The 16,453-nt window shown below is 62.6% G+C and carries 14 protein-coding genes; all 14 read left to right on the plus strand.

Annotated features, from left to right (window positions below; translation table 11 throughout):
• The 14 genes from flgL to POR01S_RS00360 all read left to right on the plus strand — a co-directional run bounded on the left by flgL (window position 1) and on the right by POR01S_RS00360 (window position 16,419).
• The gene (gene flgL / locus POR01S_RS00290; protein WP_042132919.1) at window positions 1-1,302 is read left to right on the plus strand and encodes a flagellar hook-associated protein FlgL; all 1,302 of its coding nucleotides are present in this window, start codon (window positions 1-3) and stop codon (window positions 1,300-1,302) included.
• A 118-nt stretch (window positions 1,303-1,420) separates the two neighbouring features.
• Window positions 1,421-2,416, plus strand: coding sequence for a UDP-N-acetylglucosamine 4,6-dehydratase (inverting) (gene pseB, locus POR01S_RS00295; RefSeq protein WP_042132921.1), 996 nt, complete (start codon window positions 1,421-1,423; stop codon window positions 2,414-2,416).
• Window positions 2,413-3,564: a UDP-4-amino-4,6-dideoxy-N-acetyl-beta-L-altrosamine transaminase gene (gene pseC, locus POR01S_RS00300; protein ID WP_042132923.1), complete on the plus strand. Its 1,152-nt coding sequence runs from the start codon at window positions 2,413-2,415 to the stop codon at window positions 3,562-3,564. Before pseB ends, pseC begins: the two co-directional genes overlap by 4 nt.
• 11 nt (window positions 3,565-3,575) lie before the next feature.
• A complete protein-coding gene (locus POR01S_RS00305; protein ID WP_042132925.1) occupies window positions 3,576-4,196 on the plus strand; it encodes a pseudaminic acid biosynthesis-associated methylase in 621 nt (206 codons plus the stop codon).
• A complete protein-coding gene (gene pseF, locus POR01S_RS00310) occupies window positions 4,193-4,909 on the plus strand; it encodes a pseudaminic acid cytidylyltransferase (protein WP_042132927.1) in 717 nt (238 codons plus the stop codon). Before POR01S_RS00305 ends, pseF begins: the two co-directional genes overlap by 4 nt.
• Window positions 4,897-6,387, plus strand: a complete 1,491-nt coding sequence (gene pseG, locus POR01S_RS23165; protein ID WP_081875131.1) for a UDP-2,4-diacetamido-2,4,6-trideoxy-beta-L-altropyranose hydrolase — start codon at window positions 4,897-4,899, stop codon at window positions 6,385-6,387. Before pseF ends, pseG begins: the two co-directional genes overlap by 13 nt.
• Window positions 6,384-7,448 carry a pseudaminic acid synthase gene (gene pseI / locus POR01S_RS00325; protein WP_042132932.1) on the plus strand — a complete coding sequence of 355 codons (1,065 nt, stop codon included), beginning with the start codon at window positions 6,384-6,386 and terminating at the stop codon, window positions 7,446-7,448. Before pseG ends, pseI begins: the two co-directional genes overlap by 4 nt.
• Window positions 7,445-8,056 (plus strand): imidazole glycerol phosphate synthase subunit HisH, encoded by a 612-nt coding sequence (gene hisH, locus POR01S_RS00330; RefSeq protein ID WP_042132934.1) that lies wholly within the window; start codon window positions 7,445-7,447, stop codon window positions 8,054-8,056. The genes pseI and hisH overlap by 4 nt, the downstream gene beginning before the upstream one ends.
• Entirely contained in the window at window positions 8,053-8,859 is an 807-nt protein-coding gene (gene hisF, locus POR01S_RS00335) for an imidazole glycerol phosphate synthase subunit HisF (protein ID WP_042132937.1), read from the plus strand. The genes hisH and hisF overlap by 4 nt, the downstream gene beginning before the upstream one ends.
• Window positions 8,860-8,868: 9 nt before the next feature.
• Window positions 8,869-10,056 (plus strand): N-acetyl sugar amidotransferase, encoded by a 1,188-nt coding sequence (locus POR01S_RS00340; protein WP_042132939.1) that lies wholly within the window; start codon window positions 8,869-8,871, stop codon window positions 10,054-10,056.
• Between the two features lie 10 nt (window positions 10,057-10,066).
• Window positions 10,067-11,089 carry a class I SAM-dependent methyltransferase gene (locus tag POR01S_RS00345; protein ID WP_042132940.1) on the plus strand — a complete coding sequence of 341 codons (1,023 nt, stop codon included), beginning with the start codon at window positions 10,067-10,069 and terminating at the stop codon, window positions 11,087-11,089.
• The gene (locus POR01S_RS00350; protein ID WP_042132941.1) at window positions 11,082-11,852 is read left to right on the plus strand and encodes a phytanoyl-CoA dioxygenase family protein; all 771 of its coding nucleotides are present in this window, start codon (window positions 11,082-11,084) and stop codon (window positions 11,850-11,852) included. The genes POR01S_RS00345 and POR01S_RS00350 overlap by 8 nt, the downstream gene beginning before the upstream one ends.
• An 80-nt stretch (window positions 11,853-11,932) precedes the next feature.
• Window positions 11,933-12,487 (plus strand): hypothetical protein, encoded by a 555-nt coding sequence (locus tag POR01S_RS23600; protein WP_042132943.1) that lies wholly within the window; start codon window positions 11,933-11,935, stop codon window positions 12,485-12,487.
• A 5-nt stretch (window positions 12,488-12,492) separates the two neighbouring features.
• On the plus strand, window positions 12,493-16,419 hold the full coding sequence (locus tag POR01S_RS00360) for a glycosyltransferase (RefSeq protein WP_052382597.1): 3,927 nt from the start codon (window positions 12,493-12,495) through the stop codon (window positions 16,417-16,419).
• The last annotated feature ends 34 nt before the right edge of the window (window positions 16,420-16,453 follow it).

Below are 16,453 nucleotides of genomic sequence, written 5' to 3' on the forward strand. Positions count from 1 at the left end.
ATGCGCATCTCTACCGTCCAGGCATTCAACAACGGCATCAGCGGCCTGCAGAACAACTACGGCAGCGTCACCCGGACTCAGGAAGAGATCAGCACGGGCAAGAAGATCCTGACCCCGGCGGACGATCCGGTGGCCTCGGTCAAGCTGTTGCAGATCAGCCAGGAAGAGGCGCTCAACGGTCAGTACAACACCGGCATGACCGCCGCCAAGAACAGCCTCAACACCGAGGAGTCCATGCTGACCTCGGTGGAAACCGTGCTGACGCGCATCCGCGAGATCGCCGTCCAGGCCGGCAACGGTGCCCTGGATCCAACCGATCGCGCGTCCCTGGCCAAGGAGGTCGGTCAGCGCGAAGACGAGCTGATGAACCTGATGAACAGCAAGGATGCCAGTGGCAAATACCTGTTCTCCGGCTCCATGGGCGACACCCAGCCCTATGTGCGCAATGCCGACGGCACCTACAGCTACAACGGCGACGAAGGCCAGCGCAGCGTGCAGATCGCCAGCTCCACCTTCGTGCCCATCAGCGACAGCGGCAAGGACGCCTTCGAGAACAACTTCAACGCCAATCGGGTGGATACCACGCCGGTGGCTGGTAACACGGGTACCGGGCGGATCTCCCTCGGCCTGGTGGATGACAAGAAAGCCTATGACTCTACCTTTCCCGCCAGCAATCCGCCGGCCGCTGCCGATGGCGTCGGCATCCATTTCCTCGATGACAAGAAATACGTCATCTACGACCTGTCCAAGGCGCCTACCGCCGCCGAATGGGCTGCCTACGATCCGGCCAATCCGCCGGCTGGCCAGCTCAAGGCGGACAGCTTGAACAGCACCCAGGAGGCCAGCAAGTTCATCAGCTATGGCGGGGTGAAGGTGCAGATGGACGGCGCTCCCGCAGCCGGTGACGAGTTCAAGATCACCCGCGATACCGCCAATGAAAAGCGCAGCCTGCTCAACGTGGTATCCGACTTGCGCAAGGCCTTGGAGAGCGGCGATGGCAGCACCGAGGGCGTATACAAGATGCGCGACAGTGCTGCCGTAGCCCTGAGCAACCTCGATACGGCCTATACCCAGGTCGATGGTATCCGCGGCAAGGTCGGTGCGCGCCTCAACGTCATCGACTCCACCAGCGACTTCATTGCCGACGTCAGTCTGGTCAACAAGTCGGTGCAGTCGGACCTCCAGGATCTGGACTATGCTGAAGCCTTGTCACGCTATGCGCTGCAGAACACCGTCCTGCAGGCGACGCAGCAGAGTTTCGTGAAGGTGTCGCAGTTGAGTCTGTTCAACTATCTGGGCTGATAGCGCAGGCGCTTCACAACCGGGATTGGCCGATTTTTTGCTGCTACTCTTCCGCTAGGCTAGACGCGCCGGTTTTCCGCCGCCTCCGCCGCTCGACTCATCGCGAAGGGATAGCAACATGTTTGATGGCCTGTCGATCTTCATCTCGGGTGGTACCGGCTCTTTCGGTCGCGCCTTCGTCAAGCGCCTGTTGAGCGACTACCAGCCCAAACGGGTGGTGGTGTTCTCCCGCGACGAACTCAAGCAGTACGAGATGAGTCAGGAATTCGATGCCCCCTGCATGCGCTACTTCCTCGGCGACGTGCGCGACGAGCAGCGTCTGCAGCAGGCCATGCGCGGCATCGATCTGGTGGTACATGCCGCCGCCCTCAAGCAGGTGCCAGCGGCCGAATACAACCCTACCGAATGCATCCGCACCAACGTCAATGGCGCGGAAAACATCATTGCCGCGGCGCTGCAGAACGGCGTGAAGAAGGTCATCGCCCTGTCCACCGACAAGGCGGCCAGTCCGATCAATCTCTATGGCGCCACCAAGCTGCTGTCGGACAAGCTGTTCGTCGCCGCCAACAACATCGCCGGCAGTCGCGATACCTCCTTCGCCGTGGTGCGCTACGGCAATGTGGTCGGCTCCCGCGGCTCGGTGCTGCCACTGTTCCGCAAGCTGATCGCCAAGGGCGCCGAAGACCTGCCGATCACCGATGCGCGCATGACGCGCTTCTGGATCACCCTCGACGAGGGCGTGGATTTTGTCATGCGCAGCTTCGAACGCATGCAGGGCGGCGAATTGTTCGTGCCCAAGATTCCCTCCGCGCGGATCGTTGATCTGGCTACCGCCCTGGCGCCGGACCTGCCACAGCGCCAGGTTGGCATCCGTCCTGGGGAAAAGCTGCACGAGATGATGATTTCCCGGGACGACAGCCCCCATACCCTGGAATTCGCACGCCACTATGTCATCGCGCCGGCGCTGAGCTTCAACCAGCCGTGCGACTACTCCCTTGATGGCCTGGGTGAGCAGGGACATCCGGTCGAGCCGGGGTTCGAATACCTGTCCGACAGCAACCCCGACTATCTGGACGTCGCGGCGCTGCGCCAGCTGGTCGAGCACTGCCCATGAGCGCCATTCCCTATGGTCGGCAATCCATCAGCGAAGCGGACATCGCCGCGGTCACCGCCGTGCTGCGCTCCGACTGGCTGACCCAGGGGCCGATGATCGAACGTTTTGAGCAGGCGGTGGCGGGCCGCTGCGAAGCCACGCATGGCGTGGCCGTGTGCAATGCCACGGCGGCGCTGCATCTCGCCTGCCTGGCGCTGGACCTGGGCCCCGGCGATCTGCTCTGGACCTCGCCCAATACCTTCGTGGCCAGCGCCAACTGTGCGCGCTATTGCGGCGCCGACGTCGACTTCGTCGACATAGATCCGCGCACCCTCAATCTCAGCGTTCCGGCGCTGGCCGCCAAGCTCGAGGTCGCCGAGCGGGCAGGGCGGCTGCCGAAGATCCTGGTGCCCGTGGCTTTCGCCGGCCAGAGCTGCGACCTGGCCGCCATCCAGCCTTTGGCACGCCGCTATGGCTTCAAGGTGATCGAGGATGCTTCCCACGCCATAGGCGCGCGCTACGCCGGTCAGCCCGTGGGCTCTGGCGCCCAGGCCGACATCACCGTATTCAGCTTTCATCCGGTGAAGATCGTCACCACCGGCGAAGGCGGGCTGCTTACCACCAACGATGCCGCCCTGGCCGAACGGCTGCGGCGACTGCGCAGCCACGGCATCACCCGCGATCCGGCGTTGCTGCAGGCCGCAGGGCAGGGTGGCTGGTACTACGAACAGCTGGAGCTGGGCTTCAACTACCGCATCACCGACATCCAGGCGGCCCTGGGACTGTCGCAGCTCGACCGCCTGGAGCCCTTCATCGCACGTCGGCGCGCCCTGGTCCAGCGCTATCGGGAGCTGCTGGCGGAATTGCCGGTCGGCCTCCTTGGCGACCAGGTCGGTGCCGAGTCGGCCTGGCACCTCTTCCCCATCCGGGTGGATGAACACCAGCGCGATCAGGTCTTCGCCGGGATGAGAGCTGCGGGTATCGGCGTCAATCTGCACTACATCCCCGTGCACCTGCAGCCCTATTACCGCGCCCTGGGCTTCGCGCCCGGCGAGTTTCCAGAAGCCGAGCGCTACTACGCCCAGGCCCTGAGCCTGCCGCTGTACGCCGACCTGAGCGAGGCCCAGCAGGATCGAGTGGTTGAAACGCTGGCCGAGTTGTTGAAGTAGAGGAAAGGACCATGCGAGAGATGACCGCGCAAGAGCGCTTCTGGCAGGGTGAATTCGGCGATGCCTACGTCGACCGTAACGCCGGCGCTGCAGCCGTGGCCAGCAGCCTGGCCTTCTTCGGACGCGCGTTGGCGCGGGCCGGCGGCCTGGGTAGCGTTCTCGAATTGGGCACCAACCGTGGCCTCAACCTGCAGGCGCTGCGAGCCCTGTTGCCCCAGGCGCAGTTGCAGGGTGTGGAGCTCAACGGCAAGGCCTGTGCCCTGGCCCGGGCGCTGAACGTGGCCGAGATCTGGGAGGGTTCGCTGTTCGACTATCCCGTGACCGCGGGCTTCGACCTGGCGTTCACCAAGGGCGTGCTCATCCATCTGCCCCCCGACTTGCTTCCTGCTGCCTACGACAAGCTGTACCAGGCCAGCCGACGCTTCATTCTGGTCGCCGAGTACTACAACCCCACGCCGGTGGAAGTGAGCTATCGCGGCCATGCCGAGCGACTGTTCAAGCGCGACTTCGCCGGTGAACTGCTCGACCGCCATGCCGATCTGCGCCTGCTGGACTACGGCTTCGTCTATCACCGCGATCCGCTGTTCCCGGCCGATGACATCTCCTGGTTCCTGCTGGAGAAACAGGCGTGACCGCCATCGCCATCATTCCCGCCCGGGGGGGCAGCAAGCGCGTCCCGCGCAAGAATATCAAGGCCTTCCACGGCCGCCCGATGATCGCCTATTCCATTCAGGCGGCGCTGGAGAGTGGCCTGTTCACCCGGGTCGTGGTCAGTACCGACGATGCAGAGATCGCCGAAGTCGCCCGGAGCTGGGGCGCCGAGGTGCCCTTCCTGCGTCCCGCCGAGCTGGCGGATGACCATGCCGGTACCGTCGAGGTGATCCGGCATGCGGTAGCGGCGCTGCTCGAGCAGGGCGAGGACTTCGCCTATGCCTGTTGCCTTTACGCTACCGCACCTTTCGTGACCCCGGCCGATCTGGCGCGGGGGCTGGAAATCCTCGAAGGTCATCCGGACAAGGCCTATGCCTTTACCGTCACCGATTTCGCCTCGCCGGTGCAGCGAGCGTTGCGGCTGCGCCCGGACGGCGGCGTCGAATCGCTCTATCCGGAATTCTACGAAACCCGTTCCCAGGACCTGGAGCCGGCGTTCCACGATGCTGGCCAATTCTACTGGGGGCGCACCGAGGCCTGGGCGCAGGGTGCACCCCTGCATGCGCTGCACTCGCTGCCCGTATGGCTGCCGCGGCATCGGGTGCAGGATATCGACACGGCCGAGGACTGGCAGCGCGCCGAGTTGCTGTATGGCGCGCTGCTGACCGAATCGGGACGCCTATGCGCATCCTAATCCGCTGCGATGCCTCGACGTCGCTGGGCTCGGGTCATGTGATGCGCTGCCTGACCTTGGCCGATGTCCTGGCGGCGGCGGGCTGCCAGGTGCATTTTGCCTGCCGTTCCGGTCCTGGCGATCTGCAGGCGCTTATCGCCGCAAGAGGCCATGAGGTCCATGCCTTGCTGGTACCGGACCCGCGCCGCGATATGGAGGCGGCGCTGCCCTGGCAGGATGACATCGAGGCGCTCTGGAGCGTTCTGCCGGCGCAGCTGGACTTCGCCTGGTGCGTGGTGGATCACTACGGACTCGGTCACGAGTGGGAGACGGCCGTGCGCCTGCGTGCGCGCCGCGTCCTGGCCATCGATGACCTGGATACCCGCCGGCATGCCGTCGATCTCCTGCTGGACCAGAACCTTACCGCTCAGAGAAGAACCATCACCTTGCCAGACACGGCACGTCTGCTGGCCGGACCGCGTTTCGCCTTGTTGCGACCTGCCTTCGCCCGACCGCGCGCTGAATGCTGGGGGCCGATCAGGCGTGTTCTGGTGAGCTTTGGCGGCGTGGATGCCGCCGGAGAGACGCTCAAGGTCTTGACTGCCCTCGCTGATTTCGCCGAATTCCAGGTGGATGTAGTCGCCGGACCGGCCAATCCCCACTGGGTCGAACTCGTCGAACGCTGCCAGGGACATCCGGCGTGGCGCCTCTGGCAGCACGTGGAGGATTTCGCCGGGCTGCTGCGCGAAGCCGACCTGGCTATCGGCGCGGGTGGCGGCACAGCCTGGGAGCGGGCCTGCCTGGGGGTCCCCAGTCTCTGCGTCTCTCTGGCGCCCAATCAGCGCGCCAATGCCGAGGCCCTGGCGGCCGGCGGCGCCCATCTTTACCTGGGCGAAGCGGCGCAGGTCAGCGTCGCTGTCTACCGTGCAGCCGTGCAGACGTTGCAGGCCAGTCCCGGCCTCCGCCAGAGCCTGGCGGCCCGCGGCCGGGCGCTGGTGGATGGTCGCGGCGCTAACCGGGTAGCGACGGCGCTGCTCGGCATGGAGCTGCTCCTGCGTCCGGCGACACTCGAAGATGCTCGACTGCTTTTCGAGGGTCGCAACGCCGAAAGGGTACGACAGGCCTCCGTCAATACCGCCCCGATTGGCTGGGAGCAGCATCTGGCCTGGTTACAGCAGGTCTTGGCCCAACCCGAGCGGCGCTTGCTGCTGATCGGCGAGACGCTCGATGGACCTGTTGGCGTATTGCGCTACGACCGCCTGGAGGGACTGAGGGCCGAGGTCTCGATCTACCTGCTGCCCGAGCGCCTCGGTCAGGGGTGGGGAGAGCATCTGCTGAGCGGCGGTGAGCAGGCTGTTCGACGTCATTGGATCGACCTGGAATCCATAGCGGCACAGGTGCGTCCGGGCAATCTGGCCTCCCTTCAGCTTTTCCAGCGCGCAGGTTTTCTACTGCGTGATCATCAGCTTCAGCTTTCTCTGCCGAGAATCCCATCATGAGCACCTTCCGTATTGGTAATCGGTTGGTAGGGCGCGACGCCCCGCCTTTCGTCATCGCCGAAATGAGCGGCAACCACAACCAATCCCTGGACCGGGCGCTGGCCCTGGTCGACGCCGCAGCCGATGCGGGGGCCCATGCCCTGAAACTGCAGACCTATACCCCCGACACTATGACCCTGGATCTGGACGAGGGAGAATTCCATATCGGCGATCCCGCCAGTCTCTGGGCCGGCACCTCGCTCTATCGACTCTACGGCGAAGCCCATACGCCCTGGGAATGGCACGAGCCCATTTTCCAACGCGCTCGCGAGCGAGGCCTGGAAGTCTTCTCGACGCCCTTCGATGCGTCCTCGGTGGATTTCCTCGAGTCGCTCGACGTCCCGGCCTACAAGATCGCCAGCTTCGAGAACGTCGATCTGCCGCTGATTCGCCGCGTTGCCGCGACCGGCAAGCCGCTGATCATTTCCACAGGCATGGCCAGCCTCGACGAGTTGCAGGAGTGCGTGGAGGCCGCACGTTCGGCCGGGTGTCGTGATCTGGTCCTGCTCAAGTGCACCAGCACCTATCCCGCCAGTCCGGCCAATACCCACCTGCGGACCATTCCACACATGCGTGAGCTGTTCGGCTGCGAGATTGGGCTCAGCGATCACACGCCGGGAGTAGGGGCTGCGGTAGCGGCCGTGGCGCTAGGTGCGAGCGTAGTCGAAAAACATTTCACCCTGTCCCGGGCAGAAGGCGGTGTGGACGCGAGTTTTTCACTGGAGCCTGATGAGCTCAGGGCGCTTGTGGTGGAGACCGAGCGTGCCTGGCATGCCATGGGGGAAGTGCATTACGGACCTACGCCCGACGAGCGCAAATCACTGGTCTTCCGCCGCTCCCTCTATGTGGTACGAGACATGGTGGCGGGCGAAGCCTTCAGTGAGGCCAATGTCCGCGCCATCCGTCCCGGTCTGGGCCTGGCACCCAAGCATCTCGAGCGGGTCCTGCGCAGCACGGCCCGTGAGCCGCTCAGGCGCGGACAGGCGCTGGCTTGGCACCATCTGCAGGAAGGCGAGCGGTGACCCGGGTTTGTGTCCTTGACTATGGCGCCGGCAACGTCCGGTCGGTGGTCAATCTGCTCGAGAGCCTGGCGCCGACCCAGTTGTCCAACGATCCCGAGGTGATTGCCGCAGCTAGCCATCTGGTGCTGCCTGGCGTCGGGGCCTTCGGCGCGGCTATGACCAAGGTGGAACAGCGACTACCTTTGCCTTTGCTCCGGCGACTGGTTCTGGAGGAGGGTCGGCCCTTCCTAGGGATCTGTGTCGGCATGCAACTGCTCGCTGACGAGGGCCAGGAATTTGGGCAGCACCGTGGCCTCGGTTGGATCCCCGGGCGGGTCGACCGGCTCGCCAGCGGTGACCTGCCACTGCCCCATGTCGGCTGGAACGACATCCGCTCGGAGCGCGCTCATCCGCTCCTACAGGGATTGGAAGAGCCGGCGGATTTCTACTTCGTCCATAGTTATGGATTTCAGGCGGCCGAGCCGGCCGATGTGCTCGCGACTGTGGACTATGGCCAGCGCTTCGCGACCGTCATCGGGCGCGGCAATATCTTCGGCGTGCAGTTTCACCCGGAAAAGAGTCAGGTACCCGGGCGCCGCCTGCTACGGAATTTTCTGGAGTTGGCATGAAGAAGAAACGGCTGATTCCGGTGCTGCTGCTCAAGAATGGCCAACTGGTGCAGAGCAAGCGCTTCGCCCGGCACCCGGTGCTCGGCAACCCAGCCACTGCGGTCCGGCGCTTGAGCGACTGGGCAGCCGATGAGTTGATCTACCTCGATATCAGTCGTGAGGCTCATTACGACCTCGGTCGCGACGATCTCGGCCACCGCAATCTGCAGGAATTCGAAGCCATCGTCGGTGAGATCGCGCGCCATGCCCAGATGCCGGTCACCCTGGGTGGGCGTATCCGCTCGCTCGACGATATCGACCGGCGTCTGGCCCTCGGCGCCGACAAGATCAGTCTCAATACCGCCGCGTTGGACGATCCTGGGCTGATCGAAATCGCCAGTCGCGAACATGGCGCCCAGTGTGTCGTGGTTTCGGTGGATGTGACCTTGCAGGACGGCCGCTACCGGGTACTGGCCGAGGGCGGCAGGCGCGATACCGGGCGCGAGGTGGTGGACTGGATTGGCGAAGTCCAGGCGCGTGGGGCCGGTGAGCTTCTGGTCAATGTGGTCGAGCGCGATGGTGCGCGCCAGGGCTACGATCTAGCTTTGCTGGATATCGTCTGTCGCTCGGTGAATATTCCGGTGATTGCCCTGGGCGGGGTGGGTGAGTGGGCGCACCTGGCCCAGGCGCTGGAGCAGACCGACGTCGACGCAGTTGCAGCGGCCAACATCTTTCATCATCTCGATCAGAGCGTCTATCTGGCGCGGCAGTATTTGTTCGAGCGTGGGCTGAACGTACGCAGCCCTCAGTTACTGAGCCGTTAGGAGGCTTTCATGAGGTATTGCAGTCGCTGCGTCTATCCCCAGGCCAGCGTCAACCTGACGCTGGATGACGACCTGGTCTGTTCGGCCTGCCAGGTGGCGGAGCAGTTCGCCCAGCTACCCGCGGACTTCTGGCAGGAGCGTCGCAAGCGCTTCGAACGGGTTCTGGAAGAGACGGGGGCGGGCAGGCGCAGCGACAATTACGACTGCATCATTCCAGTCAGCGGCGGCAAGGACAGCTATTACCAGGCCCATGTCATTGCCAGCCAGTACGGACTCAAACCGCTGCTGGTTACCTACCATGGCAACAACTACCTGCCCGAAGGCGACTACAACCGCGACCGCATGCGTCACGTGTTCGATGCCGATCACCAGGTCTTCGGGCCCAGCGTCGAGGTACTCAAGCGGCTGAACCGGCTGTGCTTTCGCAAGATGGGCGACATGAACTGGCACGCCCACTGCGGGATCATGACCTATCCAATCCAGGTAGCGGTGAAGTTCGATATCCCTCTGATCATCTGGGGCGAGACGGCCTGGGACATCTCCGGCATGTTTGATCCGGACGACTATGTCGAATTCAGCGCCCGCGTTCGTCACGAACATGCCTTGCGCGGCTTCGAATGGCACGACATGCTCGGCGACCTCCAGGAGCCGCTGCGCGAGAAGGATCTGCTCTGGGCGCGTTATCCCAGCGACGCGGACATTCTCAAGACCGGCGTACGCGGCATCTACATCGGCAACTTCTTCCCCTGGGACGCCAATCAGCATACCCGGCTGGTGCAGGAGGAATACGGCTGGAAGATGGCGGACAAGCCCTTCGAGCGGACCTATCGGCAGATGTCCAATCTGGATGATCGCTACGAGAACGGCGTCCATGATCTGCTCAAGTTCATCAAGTTCGGCTATGGCCGGGCCTCGGATCATGCGTCCAAGGACATCCGTGCGGGTTATCTCACTCGTGAAGAAGGTGTCGAGATCGTCCGTCGCATGGACCACGTGGTGTCCAGCGATCTGCAGCATTGGCTGGATTATGTGGGCATGAGCGCAGACGAATTTTGGCGTATCGCCGACGGCTTCCGTTCGCCACGGGTCTGGTGGATCGAGGAGGGGGAGTGGTGGAAAGACAATCTCTGGGGCGAGGCAAGTGCCTATGGCCCGGTTCATCTGCCGCTAGACCAACAGCAGAAGTACCGGCGTTGAGGGCGCAGCCATGAAAGAAGATGACATCCGACCCGCCTACTTGCTCGATGGTCAGCGCCAGGCGCTGCTGCACGACATCGCCTTATTGCTGGCTCGTGCTGGCGAATTCGTCGGGACGGACTGCCCAGCGTGTGGTAGCCGTGACGAGCGGTTCAAGTTCGAGAAAAATGGCTTTCGCTACGTGGATTGCCAGGTGTGTGCCACCTTCTACGTCAACCCCCGACCAAGCGAGCATCTGCTCGGCGATTTCTATCGGCATAGCCGGAACTATGCCTACTGGGCCAAGCATATCTACCCGGCTTCGGCCAAGGCACGCCATGACTCGGTGATAGTGCCGCGAGTGGAGCGCTCGCTGGAGCTTTGCCAGCGTATTGACTTGCCCTTTGGCGAGCTGCTGGAAGTAGGCGCAGGTTATGGCTCCTTCTGCCAGGAGATGACCGCGCGCGGCCTCTGGGACAAAGTGGTAGGCATTGAGCCGACGCCGGCCCTAGCCAAGATCTGCCGCCAGCAAAATTTCGAGGTGGTGGAACAGCGCGTCGAGGAATACGCCGCTGGTACAGCCCGGCGGTTCGACCTGATCGTTGCCTTCGAGGTGATCGAGCATCTGTTCGCGCCACAGCGGGTAATTGACAGCCTCGTCCAATTGCTGAGGCCCGGCGGAGCGCTAATCCTCACCTGCCCAAATGGCGCTGGGTTCGACGTCCAGCAACTGGGCCGGGACAGCCCCTGTGTCGATCATGAGCATCTAAATTACTTCAACACTCGCTCTCTTCCACATCTGCTGCAGCGGTGTGGCCTGCAAGTGCTGGATTGCTTCACGCCCGGCCGGCTCGACGTGGAACTGGTCGCCAAGGGAGTGGCTGCCAGGTCCGCAGAGAGTCAGCTGGATCCTTTTCTGCGCGAGGTTCTGTTCACCCGCCGGGCAGAATTAGGCGAAACCTTCCAGGACTTCCTGGCCCGCTCGGGTATGTCGTCGCACATGTGGGTGATGGCCCGCAAACCCGCATTGGAGGAGGCAGCTCGCCATGTCTGAGTACGAAGATTTCGCTCGCTCCCTGCAGCAGAGCTACCAGAGCAATGGCTTTGCACTGATCAGGGAGTTGTTGCCGCGGGATGTGGTAACTCGGTTACGCATCGAAATGGGGGAGCTATTCGACCATCAGCCGCGATACGACGGCGATATCTACGATCATCCAAGCCTGGGCGATATCCGCATCGACGTCTTCAATCGTTACCCTGCTGTCTGGCAGGCACTGTTCGAGTCCCAGATGGTTGCCGTGCTGCAGATCCTACTGGGGGAGGATTTCGTGCTGCTGCCCGAGTCGGCTATGCATCGTCGCGGCTACGGCAGCTGGCACAAGGACACTGATTCCCAACAGAAAGCCGGGCATCGGTTTCACTGGGAGCCGGATTGCGAGATCGTACAGATCGCCTGGTATTTCCAGGCCAATACCCATGAGTATGGCGGCGGCGTGGAGGTGATCCCCGGCTCGCACCGTGTCGACCTGCGCTGGTACGAAGACAGCCAGAAGGGCTATCGGGTACCGAGCGCGGCTGGCGATCTGGTGATTTTCAATACCCGCCTTGATCACAAAGCCTGCTGGCCGACGCAGCCGGTGCCCAGGGCGCAGGACAAATACGGCGTCTTCTTCATGGCTTCACGCAATAACGGGCATGCCAAGTCCTATCTTGATTTCATCCGTGAACGACCGGGCTATCTGTTCATGAAGGGATTTAAGTTTCCCGGGGAGGTACAGCGCCTGGCCCAGGCTATGGGGTTCAAGCTTCTGGTGTGAATCTTGCTGTCCGGGCGTATCCGTCAATTTTCCGTACGGCAACGCTTATGGCTGCCGGACAATTGTCAAGCAGGTAGCTTATGGTCGGCTTCGTTCTTCCTTCTTCCATGCAGTCCAGGCCTGTTTGGCGGTCGCTGCTGCCACCCGGATTCGAGAGTTTCGACCCTGCGCAGCCTTGCGGATATTGGCCTTCGCTCTGGCAGCGTTGGATCGGCTATCGGCAGGCCGACCCGGCATTTGCCGATTTCCTGACCTTTCTTGAGGCGCTACCGCGACAGCCGACACTGACCCAGGCGCAATTGATCGAGGAGTTACCTCTTTACCTACAAGCACCCCGCAATCGTTTCTTCCTTTTCCTACTTTGGTTTTTTCGTGAAGGACCGCAGCCTACGCCTCTAGCCAGCCTGCCTGATCTTGCACCCTTGCTTGGCCCAGCATACTGGTCGGACTTTTTACGTTGGCATCGCAAATACCACGCCGATTTCAGGGTTCTGCAGTGTTTGCAGGCCTGGCAGCGCCAGCCTGGGGTCCAGGCAGCATGCAACTACAAGGGGGTCGACCTCGGTGCCGTCATGGATTACCAGGCCGTCCCCCAGCTGCTGCATGTCCTTTTCAACGCTTTCATGGCCGAGTGAGTCCCATGTCCAAGCCTACCCGCGCCCTGGTCGCCCAGCTATGGCCCAAGAACCTGCCCCTGCTGGAGCGATATCTCGCTGACGCCGGCCCCCGGGTGGTGATCACCTTTCAGGGTTTCGTCGTGCCCGAGCTGGAGCGCATTCTCGAACAGCATGGCAGCGAGGTCATGGTGCTCGATCCGCTGTTGGACAACGGCCTTGCGAGTGCCAAGCAGGAGTTCGAAATGCGAGCTCCTCAGGTGTTCCCGAATGAAGCGGATGAAGAGTTGCAGCGCGAACTCGATGCCACAGACAGCACCTGGCCTACCATGGCCGAGCCACTCTGGGATGTAGCGGCCGACACGTTAACCATGGCCTTTGCCCTTGTCGACGCCCTGGATCGTCTCGCTGCCAGTTACGAAATTGAGCTGGTTGTGGTTAACGAGGACTGGATGTCTGCGTCCAAGACCTGTGTCGCCTGGGCCAAGGCCCGAGGCATTCCTTCTCTGCACCTGGAGCACAACCCGACCCTCTGTTATCCCTACACTGTGCACGATCAGCAGAATTCCGCGCACATGGTGGTCTGGTCGGAAGAGAGCCGGCTGTTGTACGGCGATGCCGGTTTTGCGCCTGATCGCCTTCACGTCCTGGGCCTGCCGCAATTCGACCAGTTGCGTGAGCAGCGCCGTGAGCGCGGACAGGTGCGCGCCAGTCTTTGCCTCGAACTGGGCCTGCAGCCGGATCGGCCAATCGTGGTACTGGGCACTACTCTGGTAGCCGAGCAATGGTTGCCGCCGGAACTGAATCTGGATGAGCAGGTGCTTCGCGCCTATCTGCAAACGATTCATGATCTTGGCAACGAGGCTCAGGTGATCATCAAGGGCCGCCGTCCCCAAGGTCGTTTCGGCGCCGAGCAGGTACAGGCGCTGGCCGCTGAATACGCGCTGGGCGCCAAGGACTTTCGCTACGCGGATGGTGCAGCATTGCCGTTCCTGCTTGCGGCTGATGTTGTGGTGGCGGTGGATTCCGGGCTGCAGGTGGAAGCCCTGCTGGTCGGAACGCCGGTGCTCAATCTAATGACCGAGACCGGATTCTTCTATGGGCCTGGTCTGGTTCCCAGCTTTGGGGTCGATACCGTAGCAGCCGAAGCCTTGCCCAGCGCCATTCGCCGCCTGCTGTTCGACGAGTCCCACCGGCAGGCCATGCTCGGGCGCGCGACGACCTTTGTTGCGGGCTTGCCGGTCGACTCCACGAACCAGGTTGCACAGCTCATGCGTCGGCTGGCGCTTGCCACACCGCAGCGGCTGCTGGTGGAAGACCGCCTGGAAACCTGGCTGGAATCCGGTACGCCGAAGGGAGAGGTGCTGGCGCGGATTCTGGACGACCTTTCCCGGCAACTGCCCAGACCGCCTTGCCTGGCAATCGTGGTGCTGGAGCGTGGTACAGGGTCTCGATCATTGCACGCCACCCTTGCCAGTCTCGGGGCTAATCTCTATCCCCATCATCTGACGGTTGTGGTGAGCGAGAGGGCATCACCCGGTATCTCTGGCGTGGAATGGCTGTGCGTCGCCGACGCCGAGCAGCTGTCTGCGATCAATACCTGGGCTGCAACCACGGTGGCAGACTGGTTGCAAGTGGTGGAGGCAGGTGTGGAGTTCACGCCCGGTGGCCTGCTTGCCATGGCCCGAGCGCTCGGCACGCGGCCCGGATGCCGGGCGATCTATGCCGATGAGTTCCAAAAGTCAGCGAATGGGGGGCGGGGCGCCTGCTTCAAGCCCGATTTCAATCTGGATCTGCTCCTGGCCTTTCCTCTGAGCCTGAGTCAACGCTGGTTCTTCGCGCGTCAGGTCTTCCTTGCCGCCGGCGGCTTCAATCCGTTATTCGCCACCGCCGCTGAACTGGATCTGATACTGCGCCTGGTAGAGCAGGAAGGGCTGGTCGGCCTTGAGCATCTCGACGAGGTTTTGCTGACGGCTGCTGCGCCATCTCTGCAGTTCAATCCCCATGAACAGGTGGCACTGGAGCGCCACTTGCAGGCACGGGGATTTCAAGCGCAGGTGCACCTCATGCAACCGGGACGCTACCGTATCGAGTACGGGCATCCCGAACGACCCAAGGTGTCCATCGTCGTGGCGCTGCGTGAAGAGCTGTCAGCCGTGCAGCGTTTGTTGGACAGCCTGCTGGCGCAAACCCTCTATCCCTCTTACGAGGTCCTGTTGGTGGACTGCGAAAGCCAGGACGAGACCACCCAGCAGTGGCTACAGGGGATCGAGGCACTGCAGAGTGATCAGGTCAGGGTGTGGCGATTTGCCGGGCCTTTCAATCATTCGGCGCTGGTCAATGCTGTCGCTCAGGCGATCGATAGCCCCTACCTGCTGTTGCTCGCCCAGGATGCAGAAATCATCCAGGCCGATTGGCTGGATGAATTGGTCAATCAGGCCCAGCGACCCGAGGTCGGTGCCGTGGGTAACAAGATCTTCGACGGTCATGGTGCAGTCGAACAGGCCGGCGTCGTGCTCGGCCTTGATCAGGCTGCAGGACGCGCCTTTGGCGGTGAACCCGAACAGAGTGCGGGCTATTTGAATCGTCTGCAGGTCAGCCAGAACTACAGTGCCTTGGGCAAGGCATGTTTGTTACTGCGTCGTGAGGCCTATCTTGCCGTGGGCGGTATGGACGAGAAGGAACTAACGTCCTTCTACGGCGAGATCGATCTCTGTCTCAAGCTGAAGGCAGCAGGTTGGTTGAGCGTCTGGACACCCCATAGTCAGATCAGGCGCGCAGGTTTCGATCTGAGCATATGGGCGTTAGAGGAGGGCTCGCGTCAGGCCACGCGGGAGCGCGAGCGCGACGAGCTGCAGCGACGCTGGCTCGCCCTGCTGGCCAAGGATCCTGCGTACAACAGGAATCTGTCCCTGGAGGGAAGCGGGTTTACCTTCAATTATGGTGCTCGCAGGTTGCAGGACCCTGCTGTGCCGCAGGTGCTCGTGTGTCCGGCTGACGAGGCAGGTTGCGGCCACTATCGAATTCGACAACCTCTGGCAGCCTTGCGCGAAGCCGGTCTGGCCGAAGGGCGGGTCTGTCTCCACTACCCCGATCCTCTGGAGCTGGAGCGCTTCGACGTCAAGGCTCTCATCCTGCAACGCCAGATTGGCGATGAACAACGGGCGAACCAGCGTCGGCTCCGCGAGCTGTCGAGAACCTTCATGGTGTTCGAGCTGGATGACTACATGCCGAACCTGCCGATCAAGAGTGTCCACCGTGCAACCATGCCCAAGGATGTTCTCAAGGCATTGCGCCAGGCCGTCGCGAGTTGCGACCGGCTGGTGGTGTCCACACCAGCGCTAGGTGCTGCCTTGGCAAACCTGAGCACTGACATTCGTATCGTGCCGAACTTCCTGCCCGGTCAGTGGTGGGGGGCACGCCAGGGGGAGCGGCGGCAAGGACGCAAGCCGCGGGTTGGTTGGGCAGGAGGCAGTAGCCACACCGGCGATCTGGAACTGGTAGCGGATGTCGTCCAGGCACTCGCGGACGAAGTGGAGTGGGTGTTCTTTGGCATGTGCCCGGAAAAGCTCAGGCCTTTCTTGCATGAGCTTCATCCAGGCGTCCCTATCGAGCGCTATCCGGCCAAGCTGGCCAGCCTCAACCTCGACCTGGCCATCGCCCCGTTGGAGGACAACTTCTTCAACCGTTGCAAGACTAATCTGCGGCTGCTGGAGTACGGGGCCTGTGGCTTTCCGGTGGTGTGCTCGGATCTGGAGCCCTATCAGGGAGATCTGGAAGTCACCCGGGTACGCAACAGATTCAAGGATTGGCGCGATGCCATCCGCGGCCACCTGGCCGATCTGGATGCCACCGCGCGCCAGGGCGATCTGCTGCGTGAACAGGTACTCCGGCAGTGGATGCTGGAAGGCCGCAATCTGGACGTCTGGCAGGCTGCATGGCTACCCGGTTGAACGCCGCAAGGAAAAGTGCGCTTCGCCATTAAAT

It is taken from the genome of Pseudomonas oryzihabitans NBRC 102199, from assembly GCF_000730625.1.
Classification (GTDB): Bacteria; Pseudomonadota; Gammaproteobacteria; order Pseudomonadales; family Pseudomonadaceae; genus Chryseomonas; species Chryseomonas oryzihabitans.